A 15014-nucleotide genomic window follows, 5' to 3' on the forward strand; every position below is an offset into this window, starting at 1 on the left:
TCACAATCCGTCCCCCGTCAGCAGGGGCACGACGATTTCGGTAACGCTGCCGTCCGCAAGATTGGAGATCGTCAGGGTTACCGAATCCAACCCCCGCACGAACGATATCTCCTGATCGCCGAACTTGATCAGTCCACTTTCCTGCGCATTGTCGCCGAAGATCAGATCGGTGATCTGTGTGGCGAGCGACGACAACAGCCGGCTTTGCAACGTGCGCAGAAACTGGTCGGCAGGGTTCGCGTTCGTGATCGCGCTTGGATCCTTGTATTTATTCTGAGCAGCCGCAATCCCGAGCAAGTGTGCAGAATTGAACGGATTTCCGCCGAAAGACGGATTGATCGGCGTATAGACGATGTCAGACGCCGAGGCTGAGGTCGGCACGAACGCCATCGCGACGAGCGTCGCCGCTCGAATAACAATGCGCATACACCCTCTCCGTTGCAGCTTCTGCTGCACTATCGTTGAAAGCGCGACCATGTTGTCTGGGGCGTCGGCGGATATTGCCCCCGCGGCGCCGGAAAGACCTTTACGATCGATGAATCGAGTCGGGAATCCGTAGGAATACGCAGCACGAGTTCCGCGAAATCACGGCGATTTCGGGTCGGTGGAGGTCGCGGCGCCGTCAGCGCGAACGCCATATGCTTACGCAGTCAGTCGAGACGCCGAGCCGACGCGGAGGCGTCGCCGAGCTTCCGCAGTCACGTCGTTCGGGGGCCGGATAAAGCGAGCGGGCCATGGCCGTAATTGGCTGATGGCAGATGCTTGACGACCACTGACGGCCGTTCGAGTTGACGGCTCAGGATCGCGGATCAGTCTTGCCCGCCGGCTTGAACGTCACCGGCGCTTTCGCCAGCCTCATGATCGGCCCCTCGATCGAATAGAGGTCGCGCAGAAATCCGCTGATCGCCTCGCGACCCTTGGTGCTGAGGCTGAGGCGCACCCGGCGATGATCATTCTCGTCATGCGTCCGCTCGACGAGCCCGACCGCCTCAAGCGCGTCGATGCGGCGCACCGATGCCGCCGCGCTGTCTTCGGCGATGTGCATCGCGTCCTTTGCGCACAGGCTCCGCCCCTCGCCCGCCGCGATGAACAGTTCGATCAGGATATCCCAAGAACGGTCGCGGAACAGGTCTTTGGGGAAATGATCCGAATACCGTGCACGGGCGGCGCGCGCCCGCCTGGCGTGATCCAGCAGCGTCGCCTGCGGCACGAAGGTCGTCGGCGTCTCGACCGGCCGGTCCGCCTCGCCGCCGCCGGGGGCCGCTTTCGGATCAGGCGGGCTCATCGCTCGCGCAGGGCCTCGTTCACACGGTTAAGCGGCTTTAGAAGATAGTGCAGCACCGACTTGCTGCCGGTGTGGATATCGACGGTCGCGACCATGCCGGGGGTGATCGGAAACGCCCTGCCCTTGTCGTTGCTCAGCCGGTCGGACGTGGTACGGATATAGACGCGGTAGTAGAAGACGTCAGGATTCACCTCGTCGCGGATCGTATCGGGCGAGATGCTGACCACCACGCCCTCCAGTCCGCCATAGATCGAATAGTCGTAGGCGGTGATCTTGACGCTGGCGCGCTGGCCCGGGTGGATGAAGGCGATGTCGCGCGGCGAGATGCGCGCTTCGGTCAGCAGCCGGTCGTCCCGCGGGACGATTCGCATCACCTCGCCATTGGGCGGCACGACGCCGCCGATCGTCGAAACGGCCAGACTTTTCACCACGCCGCGCACGGGCGAGCGCAGGACGAGGCGCTGGAGCGTGTCCGAACGGCCGCGCACGACGGGCGCGAGTGCGTTCACATCCTGGCTGACGCGGGCGAGCTCCTGCCGCGCCTCGACCAGATATTGCGATCGAAGATCGGCCTTTTTGAGCTGCAGTTCGGCCTGCTCACGCCTCAGCTTGATGACTTCGACGGTGCTCGCCGCACCGACGGCCGTAAGCTTTTCGCCAATGTCCACCTGACGGCCGATCAGCGCCAGCGACTTGTCGATCAGTGCGGCCGACTGGGCAAGGCCCGAACGGCGGGCATTGTAGAGCCGCGTCTCGCTCGCGACGATGGCGGGGAAGCCCCTGAGTTCGTCGGGAAAGCGCAGCGGGGTGTCGGCGACCTCAGCCGACAGTCGCGCTTGCGCGCCGAGCGCCGCCTGATACTTCGCCTCGCTCTCCTCGACGGTCGATCCCGCCAATGTCGGGTCGAGCCGGGCGAGAATCTGGCCGGGCTCGACCAGATCGTCCTGCTTCACGCGCATTTCGCGCACGATCCCGCCCTCCAGCGACTGCACGACCTGTTCCTGACTGGTCGGCACGACCTTGCCCTGGCCGGTCGAAACCTCGTCGAGCTTGGCGAGCCACGCCCAGACCAGCGCCGCCGCGAACAGCGCGGTCAGCGTCCACAGCAACTGGGTCGAGACGGCGAGCCGCCGCCGCTCGCCATCGTCGAGGAGGTCGTCGTCGAGAATCGCCGCAGCGCTCATACCGAATGCCCGCCGGCGGCCACGGGCGCGCCCATCGCTTGTGCGCGCGCGCCCTGCATCGTGCGGATCGCCTGCGCCTTGGGCTGGTCGAGCAGGATGCGGCCGCCATCGACGACGACGACCCGATCGGCCAGATCGAGAACGCGCATCCGGTGGGTCGCGACGACGACGGTGCGATGCTCGGCCCAGGTGCGAAAGCGCTGGATGAACTGGCGCTCTACCGTCTCGTCCATCGCCGCCGTGGGTTCGTCGAGCAACAAGACCACCGGATCGCGCAGCATCAGTCGCGCGAGCAGCAGCGACTGGACCTGACCGCCCGAGAGGCCGCGCCCGCCCTCAAGCACCGGATGCTCCAGCCCGTCGGGCAATTGTCGGACGAACGTCGCCGCGCCCACCATCGTCAACGCGTCCCAGATCGCCTCCGCGCTCGCCTGCGGCGCCCCGAGCGTCAGATTCTCCCGCAACGTGCCGTGGAACAGCCGGCTGGATTGCGTCAGCAGGCCGATGTCGCGCCGCACGTCGGCCGGATCGATCTGATGCACCGCGAGGTCGTCGAGCAGCAATTCGCCCGCGGTCGGCCGCATCAGCCCCGACAGCGCCTGGAGCAGCGTCGATTTCCCCGCCCCGTTGCGACCGAGGATCGCGACCTTCTCGCCCGCCGCGATGTCGAGCGCATCGATGGTGAGCGCCGGCCTCGTCGCCGGATCGACGCCATAGGTGAAAACCGCGCGACGCACCGCGAACTTGCCATTGGCCGCCGCCAGCGGAATGCGATTCTCGAAGTCGGGCTGATCGACGGGCAGCGCCATCAGCTCGTCCAGCCCCTTGGCTGCGACGCGCGCCTGCTGATAGCGGCTGAGCAGCTGCGTCACGCTCGACATCGGCGCCATCATCCGCGACCCGAGGATCGAGACGGCCACCAGCGCGCCGGTCGTCAGATCGGCGGCGATCACCATCGGGGCACCGATCAGGATAATCGTCGCGTAAACGCCGTTCTGCACGGCGCGCGTCCATCCGATCAGGCTGTTGGTCAGCGAGCGCAGCCGCAACTGCGCCTCGCCGGCCACGGCATTATAGTGGTTCCATTGCTGTTGCAGGCGATCCTCCGCCTGGAGCAGCTTGATGTCCTCAATCCCCTGCACCGCCTCGACCAGCAGGGCGTTGCGCAGAGAACTCTCGCGCATCGCCTCGGTCGCCAGCGCGCGCATCCGGCGCTGGGCGAGCAGCCCGGGGACGAGCAGCAGCACGACCGCGACGAGGGGCACGAGCGCCAGCGCGCCACCGATCGACCAGAGGATGAACAGGAACAATACGAAGAAGGGCAGATCGGCAACCGCCGCCACCGTCGTCGACGTCAGGAGATCGCGCACCTGGTCGAGATCGCGAAGCTGCGCAATGAAGGTCCCGGTCGAGCGTGGCCGCGCTTCGGCCCGGACCCGAAGCGCATGGCCGAATACACGATCGGAAATGCGCAGATCGGCGCGCTTGCCGACCACGTCGATGATGATGCTGCGCAATCGCTGAAGCGCGAAATCGAAGAGGATTGCCAGTAGGACGCCGGCGAACAGGATGTAGAGCGTCGCGGTCGAATTGGCCGGCACGACCCGGTCATAGACCTGCATCGAGAAGAGCACGGTCGCCAGCGCCAGGCAGTTCGACACCAGCGACGCGATCATGACATGGCCATAGGCGCCGGCATCGCGCATCAGGATGCGGCGAAGCCAATGCTCCTCATAGGGCCGGACATAGGCGTCGATCCGCGGATCGGGTGCCGACCGGGCGGGCCGCGCCACGACGATCAGCGTCGCCTCGGCCACCAATTCGGCCAGCGGGAGGCGCGTTTCGAGGCCGCTGTCGCCCGCCGGCGCGCAGACCGCCTGCCCCTCGGCATCGATTGCGGTCATCAGCAGGAGCTCGCCCGAGGTCAGGCGCAGGATCACAGGAAGCCGCGAGCGTGTGAGGCGGACACCACCACCCGGCTGGAAACGGACCGACAATCCGCTGGCGCGCGCCAGCGCTTTGACCATGGTGCACTCGTCATCGCCCTGCCGCCATCGCCCGGCGATCCGTACGTTCTGCTCGGACAGCGGCAACCGATAGTGGCGGGCGATGCTGCGCAGCATCACCATCCAGTCGTCCAGCGAGGGCGCCGGATCGGCACTGATCGCGCTCAGCATCTTCATCCGCGCCCTCCCCGTGCCGCGGCCGGATCGATGCCGAAGGCGGAGCGCAGCCGACCGCTGTTGTAGAGACAGTCGGTCTCGATCCGTCGAAGGTCGTGGCGCGTGTTGACGATGTCGAATGCGACCTGATGCAGTTCCTGCTCGGCGTTCAGCAGATCGACGAGGGTGCGGGTCCCCATCTGCAGATACTGCATCTCGTAGAGCCGGCCCGTTTCGGTCATGTCGGACAGCCGCCGGTCGAGCGTGACCAGCAGCTCGCGCAGCTGCGGCACCTGCGTCACGGCCTCGGCGAGCGCCTGGTCCGTTTCCAGCCGAGCGGCGGCGATCGCGACCTCCGCGGCACCCAGCGCCAACTCGGCCGACCGAGCTCTGGCGCGCCGTGCGCCGCCGCCGAATACTTCGCTAGAGGCGCGCAGGCCGAAGCTGTAGATGCTGCGATCGGCCGCTAGCGAGGTAATGTCGGTGGACGCATCGCCGCCGACCGAGACGGTCGGATATTGTTCGGCCCGGCTGCGGCGCAGATTGGCCGCTGCTTCGTCACGGCGTGCCTCCGCCGCCATGACGGCGGGTGCCGGTTCGGGGCGGACGACGGCGTCGGCGCAAGCCGTTTCGAGGAAGGCGGGCGCGGTCTCGATCATCTGATCGACGGGCGCGTCGCGTCCGGTGAGATAGGCGAGCGCCGTGGCCCAGCGTCCACGGCTCGCGACGATCTGGGACAGCGTGGCGCGCGCGCTCTCGACGCGGGCGCGCGCCTGGATCGCGTCCGATCGCGTCGTCGCGCCCACATCGGCGCGGTCACCCACCAGCCGGCTGATCTCCGCCACGCGCTTCAACTGCACGTCCGCAACCTTCTGGAGCGCGGCGGCGCGTTGCAGCTCGATCGCGGCATGCGCCGTCTGGCGCGCCAGATCGTCGATCGCGAGCAACAGCCGTGCCTCGCCCTCGCGCGTGTCGGCCCGGGCCGCGGCCACTGCGCCCGCGACCTTGCCGAAGTCGAAGATCATCTGGTCGATCGACGCGGTGGGACGCGGGCGCCAGGAATTGCGGATGCGGCTGTCGTAACCGCTTTCGATCCCGGCATTGACCCTGGGCAGGTACCCCGCGCGCGCGATCGCGATCGTGGCGAGCCTCGATTCGAGATCGCCCGACGCCTCAGCCACGCGGGGGTGCCAGGCAACCGCCTGACGCACGGCCGAAGTCAGATCGAGCGGACCGGACACAGGCTGGCCCGATGCCCACGCCATCGTTGCCGGCGTGGCCAGAAGAACGCAGACTGCTTTCGCCGTCCTCGAAACGCGCCGCATGTGGCACACTCCTCGCCTGGCGAGAGCAAACCGCAAGCGGGTTAACCGATTACTAAATAACGGAAGTTTGGTACATTATCGTCTGTTACTGGGCTTAGATGGAATTGAGCCGATCCCGGTCGTCTTCGATCGGGCGGGCGTCGATAAAGGCGAACGGATCGTCGATGGTGGTGCCGACCGCCGCCGCCGAAGGCATCACATCGGAGGTCCGCAAACCATGGCCGGCGGGCGCCATTTCCGGTTCCTGCGCGTCGAGATAGGCGCTCAGGACTGCTTCCAGTTCGCCATGAACCTCGAACAGCGCCGGGTCCTCGGCGAACGCCATGCTCGCCGCGCCGGCCGGCGTTTGCGCCGCGATCGCGATGTCCAGCGTCGCCGTGGCGGTTGCCCCGCCCGGCTGCACGATCTCGTAGGCGAAGCTCTCGACGCGATCGACCGCGCTATACGGAAGACCGGCATCGACGACGTAGCGGTAGCTACCATCGGCATCGATGAAAAGTGTGCCATACTCGCCATCGACCTCGACCTGCGCCGATCCCACGCTGACGAAGCCGGTCGGCGTTTCGATGCGAAGCGCGGCGAAGGTGCTGCCCTCGACATCGTTGGCGAGGATGTTGCCGCTCACGTCCGCCGCGCCGTCATAGACGAACTCGTCGAGATTGGTGATCGACTGGCTCACCACCGCGGTTGTCGTATAGCCGGTGCCGACGATGTTGGTGCTGCTGACGGTGAAGCTGTAGTTGCCGGGCGCCAGGTCGGGCACTGTCAGCGAAAACCCCGCACCCAGCGGCCCGACGATCGCGACCCCGGTGCCGGAAGCCACCTGAACACCGGCATCGTCCCGAACTATGATGGTATAGCTTGGCAGGAGACTGAGATTGCCGCCGCGGATCGCGCTGATCGTCACGTCGCTGATGTCGTTCGCCGCAACCGCGAAGCTGCCCGTCTGCGATGCCGTGACCGGCAACACGATCGCCCCCGGCGTGTCGAAGCTGAACGCGTTCACCGGGGCCGGGTTGGTCACCAGATAGTCGTAGTCGACCGAGACGGCGGCGCTGTCGGCGACCGCCTGGGGCGGGCCGGTGACGTCGCCGCTGCCGATCCCGATCGTCAGCGCCGCGCTCTCGCGTTCGCCGTCGCTTGGATCGAGCAGCGTGTAGGTGAAGGCGTCCGTCCGGCCGATCGCCGCCGCGCTGGCATCAGGGACATAAACATAGGAGCCGTCTGGATTGATCGTCAGCGTGCCATGGTCGCCGCGGATCGCGGTGCCGCCGGCTGCGACAACCGTGACCGTGCCGCCGAACGTCACGGTTTCCACCACGGTGGCCGGCGACACCACATCGACCGCACCGCCCGGTCCCGCATCGGTGATGACGTTGCCGGTCGCGGCTTCGGGCAAGATCCCGCCGATCTGCGTGAAATCGCTGTCGATCCCGCTTACCTCGAGCCCGCCGAGCAGTCCGACCCCGGCAAGGCCCTCAAAGGCGACGAAGGCGCGATACTGGCCCGGCCCCAGGTCGGCGACCGCGTTCAGGTCACCGTTCAACAGGCCGAGTTCGAGCAGCGTGGCGCCCGGCGAGCCTGCCAATGAGACCCACTGCGTTCCATCGAAGCGCTGGACGACGATGCGATAGTCGGCGGCGACACCGATGCTGGCGAGCGCGTCGTAGCTGAAGCTCGCCGCCAGGCTGTGCCCCGCGGCGACGGTGAAGTTCACCGCGGGGACCGCCAGCACCTGTGCCTGGAGATCGATGATGCCGAGAGACAGCAGCAGCGTGTAGTTCGCCTCGCCCAGATCAACCGCCGTCGTCACCGGAACCAGGTCGAGCAGCGCCGTGTCGGCATTGTCGAAGGCGATGATGTCGAACGGGGCCGCCACATCGCCGGCACCCGAACTATTGCCGGCCGCGTCGATCAGGACGACGCCCAGCGCCTGCCCCGCGACCTGCGGCGGCACCAGCGCAACCGAGAAGCGGCCGTCGCTCCCCACCGTACCGCTGCCGATCAGGTTTCCGCCCGGATCGGTCACGCGAACGAGCGCATTCGCTTCGCCGAGGCCCGTCAGCGTCGCACCGTCGGCCGCTACCGCCAGATCGACCGGCACGGCCGGCGGCGTGATGTCGGGCGCGGCGACGGTGATCCCCGGCGACGGGTTACCTGCCGCATCCACCTGTACGACGGTCAGTATCTCGCCATTCGCCTGAGGCGGGCTGAGCGTCGCGGTGAACGCGCCGCCCGCCGCCACCACTGCGCTGGCGACGACGTTCCCGCCAGCGTCGCGGATCGTCACCGTCGCTCCTGCCTCGCCCGTGCCGGTGACGGTCAGGCCGTCGCCCGAGACGGTCGCGGTCGGTGCGTCGGGTGCGGTCAGGTCGGGGGCGAGCGCATTGGCGCCGCCCGAGACGTTGCCCGCGGCGTCGGCCTGCGTGACAGTCAGCACCTGACCCATGATCTGGGCGGTCGCCAGCGTGACGCTGTAGCTCCCCTCTGCCGTGACGGTGGCCGTACCCAGCGCGGTGCCGTCCGGCGCGCGAACGGTGACGGTCGCCCCCGCCTCGCCTGTGCCGGTGACGGTCAGGCCGTCCCCCGAGACGATCGCGGTCGGCGCGTCGGGCGCGGTCAGGTCGGGGGCGAGCGCATTGGCGGCGCCCGAGACGTTGCCCGCGGCATCGGCCTGCGTGACGGTCAGCACCTGACCCGCGATCTGGGCGGTCGCCAGCGTGACGCTGTAGCTCCCCTCTGCCGTGACGGTGGCCGTACCCAGCGCGCTACCGTCCGGCGCGCGAACGGTGACGGTCGCCCCCGCCTCGCCCGTGCCGGTGACGATCAGGCCGTCGCCCGAGACGATCGCGGTCGGTGCATCGGGTGCGGTCAGGTCGGGGGCGAGCGCATTGGCTGCGCCCGAGACGTTGCCCGCGGCATCGGCCTGCGTGACGGTCAGCACCTGACCCGCGATCTGGGCAGTCGCCAGCGTGACGCTGTAGCTCCCCTCTGCCGTGACGGTGGTCGTACCGAGCGCGGTGCCGTCCGGCGCGCGGACGGTGACGATCGCCCCCGCCTCGCTCGTGCCGGTGACGGTCAGGCCGTCGCCTGAGACGATCGCGGTCGGTGCATCGGGTGCGGTCAGGTCGGGGGAAGCCAAGCTGACCGGCGGGGACGGATTGCCCGCTGCATCGGCCTGCTGCACCGTCAGGATGTCGCCTTCCACCTGCGGCGGCGTCAGCGTGGCGGTGTAGCGGCCGTCGGCGGCGACGATGGTTGTGCCGAGCACGCTGCCGTCTCGATCGAGCACGTTAATCGTCGCACCGGCGCTGCCGATGCCGCTGACGGTCGCGCCATCGGGGGTGATCGTGGCGGTCGGAGCCGGCGGGCCGTCATAGTCGGGCGCGGTGAGCGGTGTCGGCGGCGAGACGTTGCCGGCGGCATCGACCTGCGTCACGCTGACGGCCTGGCCGTTGGTCAGCGGCACTGCCAGCGTGGCCGTAAAGGCTCCATCCGCACCGACGATGGTGCTGCCGACCTCGACGCCATCGACCTGGATGCGGACCGATGCGCCGGGCTCGCCGGTGCCCGACACCGACCCGCCATCGATCGCGATCGTGGCGACGGGTGCGCCCGGCGCGGTCAGGTCGGGTGCGACGGCGCTGACCGACGGCGAAGCGTTGCCTGCGGCATCGGTCAGCACGACGCCCACCGTTTCGCCGTTGCGCAGCGGCGGCGAGAGCGGCAGGGTGAAGCTCCCGTCGGTACCCACATTGCCACTGGCGATCACAGTGCCCGCAGCGTCGGTGACGGTGACGATCGCGCCCGCTTCGCCCGTGCCGACCAGCGTCAGGCCGTCGTCGGCGACCAGCGCGACCGGCGCATCGGGCGCCGTCGCATCCAGCGCCGTGACGGCGGTCGGGGCCGAGACGTTGCCCGCTGCATCGACGAGCACCACGCCGACGACTTCGGCCGAGAGGAGCGGCGGCGCAAGCGGGATCGAGAAGGTGCCGTCCGCATCGACCGTACCTGACGCGATCACGTTGCCACTCGCATCGCTGACGCGCACCAGCGCGCCTGCTTCGCCCGTGCCGGTCAGGCGCGCGCCGTCGTCGGACAGCGCGGCAACCGGCGCATCGGGGGCGGTGAGGTCGGGCGCGCGTAGCGGCAGCGGCGCGGAAACGTTACCGGCGCCATCGACCTGCGTCGCGCTCAACAGCTCGCCATTGCGCTGCGCCGGGCTAAGCGCGGCGGTGTAGTTGCCCGCCGCATCGACGATGGCGCTACCCAAGAGGACGCCCGCGGCATCGACGACGCGGATCGTCGCGCCCACCTCGCCGCTGCCGGTGACGGTCGCGCCATCGTCGGCAATCGCCGCCGTCGGAGCGTCGGGCGCGGTAAGGTCGGGGGCGGTGACTGTGACCGCCGGCGATCGATTGCCCGCGGCATCGCGCTGATCGACCGACAGCACCTGTCCTTCGCGAACCGGCGGCGCGAGCGGAACGGTGAAGGCACCGCCGGCATCGACGACCGTGCTGCCAAGCGTCACCCCGTTCGAGTCGAGCACGCGCACCGTGGCACCGGGCTCACCCGTGCCGGTCACGCTTGCCCCGTCGGCGGCGATCGTCGCCACCGGCGCGTCGGGCGCGGTAAGGTCGGGCGATGTTGCGCTGGCCGGGGGCGAGACATTCCCGGCCGCATCGGTCAGGCGCACGGTCAGGGCCTCGCCCGACACGACCGCCGGCGCGAGCGCGATGGCGAAGCTGCCATCGGCCGCGACCACGCCGGTCGCGATCACGGTGCCTCCGGCATCGGTCACGCTGACCGCAGTGCCCGGCTCTCCCGAACCAAGGATCTGCGCACCATCAGGTGCCACCGCCGCCAACGGTGCCTCCGGGGCCGTCAGGTCGGGCGCCGTCGCGGTCGCGACCGGCGACACATTGCCGGCCCCGTCACTCTGGGTCGCACTCAGTTGCTGGGCATCGACCTGGGCGGGATCGAGCGCCGCGGTGTAGCCGCCGTCGGCCCCCACGACCGCGGTTCCGATCACGATACCCGCGGGATCGGTGATGGTCACGGTTGCGCCCGGCTCGCCGGTGCCTGTGGCGACCGCACCGTCGGCACCGATCGTCAACGTCGGCGCGGCCGGCGGCGTCGTGTCAAGCGCCGTGAGCGGCGTCGCGGCCGAGGGATTACCCGCCGCATCGACCTGAACGACGCTCAGCACCTCGCCATTGGTCTGCGCTGGGCTCAGCGCGATGGCGAAGGCGCCGTTGGCGTTTGCAGTGCCGGTGCCGAGCACCGCGCCGTCCGCCGCGCGCACCGTCACGGTCGCGCCGGCCTCACCCGAGCCGGTGACGACATCGCCTGTGGGCGACAGCGCTGCAGTCGGGGCGTCGGGTGCGGTGAGGTCGGGTGCCGTCACGAACGCCGGGGGGGAACCGGCACCGCCGGGACGCACCTGCACGACGCTCAGCACCTCGCCGTCGCGCTGCGCAGGGGTGAGCGCGATGGAGAAGCTGCCGTCGCCGAGCACCGTGCCGGTGCCGACCGAGCTGCCGTCCGGTCCTCGTATCGTCAGCACCGCGCCGGGTTCGCCGGTGCCGCTGACGACGCCTCCATCAGCGCTGATCGAAGCGATCGGGGCGACCGGTGAGTCGTTCGGGACCAGATCAGGGGCGATCGCCGTCGCCGCGGGCGAGAGGTTACCAGCCGCGTCGATCAGACGAACAGTGATCGTCTCGCCGTTCACCTGCGGAGGCGCCAGCGCGATCGTGAAGTCGCCGCCGGGCTGGACGATCCCGGTGCCGATGAGCTGGCCGGTCGGATCGAACGCCCGGACGGTGGCGCCCGCCTCGCCCGTGCCCGTCAGCTGCGAACCATCGGCTGCGATCGCCGCCGATGGAGCCGCGGGCGCGGTCAGGTCGGGGGCGATCACGCCGGTCTGACCGGAAGCGTTGCCGGCTGCATCGGTCTGGACGACCGAGAGGGCTTCGGAATTGATCTGCGCGGGGACTAGGCTGACGGTGTAGCCGCCCGCCACATCGACCGTGCCGGTGCCGAGAAGCGTGCCGTCGGGCGCGCGCACCGCGATCGCCGCGCCCGGTTCGCCGGTGCCGGTCACGATCGTTCCGGTCGCATCGATCGCCGCCACCGGCGGTGCTGGCGCGGTCAGGTCCGGGCTTGCCAGCGAGACCGTGGGCGAGGCGTTGCCCGCCGCGTCGCGCTGCAACACGCCGATGGCGCTGCCATCGACCTGTGCCGGCGTCAGAACCGCCGAATAGAGGCCATCGGCCCCGACCGTCGCCTGACCGATCAAGCTGCCATCGGCGGCGCGGACCTCGACCGTCGCGCCGGGTTCCCCCGTCCCGGTGACGACAGTCCCATCGACATTGATGCTCGCGGCCGGTGCGTCGGGGGCGGTCTGGTCGGGGGCCGTCACGCTGACTGGTGGCGAGACGTTGCCACCTTCGTCCACCTGCCGCACCGACAGTGTCTCGCCGTCGCGCTGCGCCGGCGCGAGCGTTGCGAAATAGGTGCCGTCGGCACCCACCGGTGCGCGGCCGATCACGACTCCTGTCGCGTCGGTGACGACGACGATCGCGCCGGGCTCACCCGCGCCGGTCACGCTCGCGCCGTCTGCCGCGATGGCCGCGGTGGGGGCACCGGGCGCGGTCAGGTCGGGCGTCGCCAGCGACAGCGGTGCGGACACGTTGCCCGCTGCATCCTGCTGGACAAGGCTGATCGCAGCGCCATCCGCGCGGGGCGGCGACAGGGGAATGGTGAAGCTGCCGTCGGCCGCCGGGACGCCGCGGGCAATCTCGACACCCGCGGCGTCGCGGACGATGATCGTCGCGCCAGCTTCCCCCGTGCCCGTCAGCGAGCCGCCGTCGGCAGCGATTGTCGCCGTCGGCGCATCGGGCGCGGTCAGGTCGGGCGCGGCCAGCGTCGTCGGCGCACTGGTGTTGGCGGCGGCGTCGGTCAGCGTGACGGTCACCGTCTCGCCATTTGTGAGCGGCGGCACGAGCGCCACGGTGAAGCTGCCGTCGGCGGCAACGATCGCGGTCCCGATCACCGCGCCGGCGGCACTGCGAACGACGATCAGCGTCCCCGCCTCACCGGTGCCGGTCACGTTGCTGCCATCGACATCGACGGCTGCGACCGGGGCAGCCGGCGCGGTCAGGTCGGGCGCAGTTGCATCCACCGCGTCCGACCGATTACCCGCCGGGTCCGTCTGGTTGACCGACAGCGTTCCACCATTGGCCTGAACGGGGTTCAGAGCGACACTGTATGTGCCGTCGGCGGCGACCGTAGCAGTGCCGAGCACGCGCCCGTCGGATGCGCGGACTTCGACGAGGGCACCGGGTTCGCCGGTGCCGGCGACGGCACCGCCCGCCGCATCGACGACCGCCGTCGGCATCGCCGGCGGGGTGATGTCGGGCGCCGCCAACGACGCCGCGGGCGAGACGTTCCCCGCCGCATCCGACTGAACCACGGCAAGCGTGCCGCCATTCGCCGCGGGAGGGCTGAGCGGCAAGATAATGCGGGCATCGCTGCCGACCACGCCGCGGGCGAGCTCGACACCGGCGGCATCGCGCACGATCACCGTCGCGCCCGCTTCGCCCGTACCCGAGACACTGGTGCCGTCGGCCGCGATGCTAACCACCGGTACACCCGGCGCTGTGATATCCGGAGCATTGATGAGCGTCGGCGCGGACACGTTGCCCGCGCCATCGCTCTGCACGACCGCCACCGCTTCGCCATTGCTCAGCAGCGGCGAGAGCGCGATCGCGAACGCACCATCGGCACCGACCACAGCGGTCCCCACTTGCGCCCCGTCCGGGCCGCGCACGACGATCGTCGCGCCCGGCTCGCCGGTCCCGCTCAGCCGAGTGCCGTCTGCGTCAATCGCCACGACCGGCGCACCGGGCGCGGTCAGGTCCGGGGCGGTCGCCGTCGTCGATGTCGAAACGTTACCCGCGGCGTCGGTCAGCGTGACCGACACGCCCTCGCCATTGGTGCGCGGCGGGTTGAGCGGCAAGTTGAACGTCCCGTCGCTGCCCACCGTACCGGTCGCGATCACGGCACCCGCGGCATCGCGGATCGTCACCGTCGCGCCCGCCTCACCGGTCCCGGTGACGGCTTGCCCGTCCGGTGCCACCGTCACGACCGGCGCTCCGGGCGCAGTGGAATCCGGGGCCGTCGCCGTCGTCGGCGTCGAGACGTTGCCCGCGGCGTCGGCCAGCGTGACTGACACGCTCTCGCCATTGGTGCGCGGCGGGTTGAGCGGCAAGTTGAACGTCCCGTCGCTGCCCACAGTACCGGTCGCGATGACGGCACCCGCGGCATCGCGGATCGTCACCGTCGCGCCGGCCTCACCGGTACCGGTTACGGCTTGCCCGCTGGAAGCCACCTGCACGACCGGGGCGCCCGGCGGTGACGTGTCCGCCGTGCCGCCGCCACCGCCACCGCCATTGCCAGGCGGAACGACGCCATCCGATGAATCGTCTCCGCCCCCTCCCGCCGCCGCAGTTGCGCCGACGCCCGCCACTCCTGCCAGCAGCGCCGGGATCAGGACCGAGCTGCCGCCCGCCGGGGCGGCGGCGCTGGCGAGCAGTTCCTCGATATCGTTGAGAAGCCGATAGCGGCCAATGCCGTTGCCGGGCGCTTCGGCCAGCCACAGTGTTCGGTCGGGCTCGACGAAGACAAGGTCGCTCGTCACGCCGGCCGTCGTGTCGTAAAAATTGGCGATCCGGATCTCCTGGCCGTCGATCAGGCGGACGATGAGATCGTTGCCATCCCGCGTCATCGAAGCGACCGATTCTCGGGCGATCTGGAGCCGAACGATACTCGGCGCGTCGAGCGCGATCGCATCGATTGCTACGTCGGTGGTTCTGCCAGTTGCCTTGTTGACGAGGTCGGCCTGCACGAGCAATCCTCCTTCTGGCCGCTCTGCCGCAGGTTCATCGTCGATTGTTCAGGCGATGGCGCGGTCGGGAAACGGCATCTTGATCGATGCCGGTGTACCGCGCGGGCGGACAACATGCTGCTATGCTTCCATTTTCGGAAGCAATCA

Annotated in this window: 6 protein-coding genes; all 6 read right to left on the minus strand. The window is 69.4% G+C overall.

Translation table 11 applies throughout. The annotated features are described in order from the left end of the window. Complete coding sequence (locus COC42_RS15980; protein ID WP_096344371.1) at positions 1-426, minus strand: curli assembly protein CsgF; 426 nt, start codon at positions 424-426, stop codon at positions 1-3. Between the two features lie 370 nt (positions 427-796). Further along, entirely contained in the window at positions 797-1285 is a 489-nt protein-coding gene (locus tag COC42_RS15985; RefSeq protein WP_096344372.1) for a helix-turn-helix domain-containing protein, read from the minus strand. Further along, the gene (locus COC42_RS15990; protein WP_096344373.1) at positions 1282-2469 is read right to left on the minus strand and encodes an HlyD family type I secretion periplasmic adaptor subunit; all 1188 of its coding nucleotides are present in this window, start codon (positions 2467-2469) and stop codon (positions 1282-1284) included. The genes COC42_RS15985 and COC42_RS15990 overlap by 4 nt, the downstream gene beginning before the upstream one ends. Next, entirely contained in the window at positions 2466-4652 is a 2187-nt protein-coding gene (locus tag COC42_RS15995; protein ID WP_096344374.1) for a type I secretion system permease/ATPase, read from the minus strand. The genes COC42_RS15990 and COC42_RS15995 overlap by 4 nt, the downstream gene beginning before the upstream one ends. Further along, on the minus strand, positions 4649-5872 hold the full coding sequence (locus COC42_RS16000) for a TolC family protein (RefSeq protein WP_245844321.1): 1224 nt from the start codon (positions 5870-5872) through the stop codon (positions 4649-4651). The genes COC42_RS15995 and COC42_RS16000 overlap by 4 nt, the downstream gene beginning before the upstream one ends. Before the next feature lie 178 nt (positions 5873-6050). Continuing rightward, positions 6051-14867, minus strand: coding sequence for a BapA/Bap/LapF family large adhesin (locus COC42_RS16005; RefSeq protein WP_096344376.1), 8817 nt, complete (start codon positions 14865-14867; stop codon positions 6051-6053). Positions 14868-15014 lie beyond the last annotated feature (147 nt).

The sequence above is a fragment of the Sphingomonas spermidinifaciens genome (assembly GCF_002351485.1).
GTDB classification, from domain to species: domain Bacteria; phylum Pseudomonadota; class Alphaproteobacteria; order Sphingomonadales; family Sphingomonadaceae; genus Sphingomonas; species Sphingomonas spermidinifaciens.

What these genes read in the sequence shown, in the direction of transcription:
- COC42_RS15980 (WP_096344371.1), bottom strand. Translation starts at nt 426, where the DNA reads ATGCGCATTGTTATTCGAGCGGCGACGCTCGTCGCGATGGCGTTCGTG.
- COC42_RS15985 (WP_096344372.1), bottom strand. Translation starts at nt 1,285, where the DNA reads ATGAGCCCGCCTGATCCGAAAGCGGCCCCCGGCGGCGGCGAGGCGGAC.
- COC42_RS15990 (WP_096344373.1), bottom strand. Translation starts at nt 2,469, where the DNA reads ATGAGCGCTGCGGCGATTCTCGACGACGACCTCCTCGACGATGGCGAG.
- COC42_RS15995 (WP_096344374.1), bottom strand. Translation starts at nt 4,652, where the DNA reads ATGAAGATGCTGAGCGCGATCAGTGCCGATCCGGCGCCCTCGCTGGAC.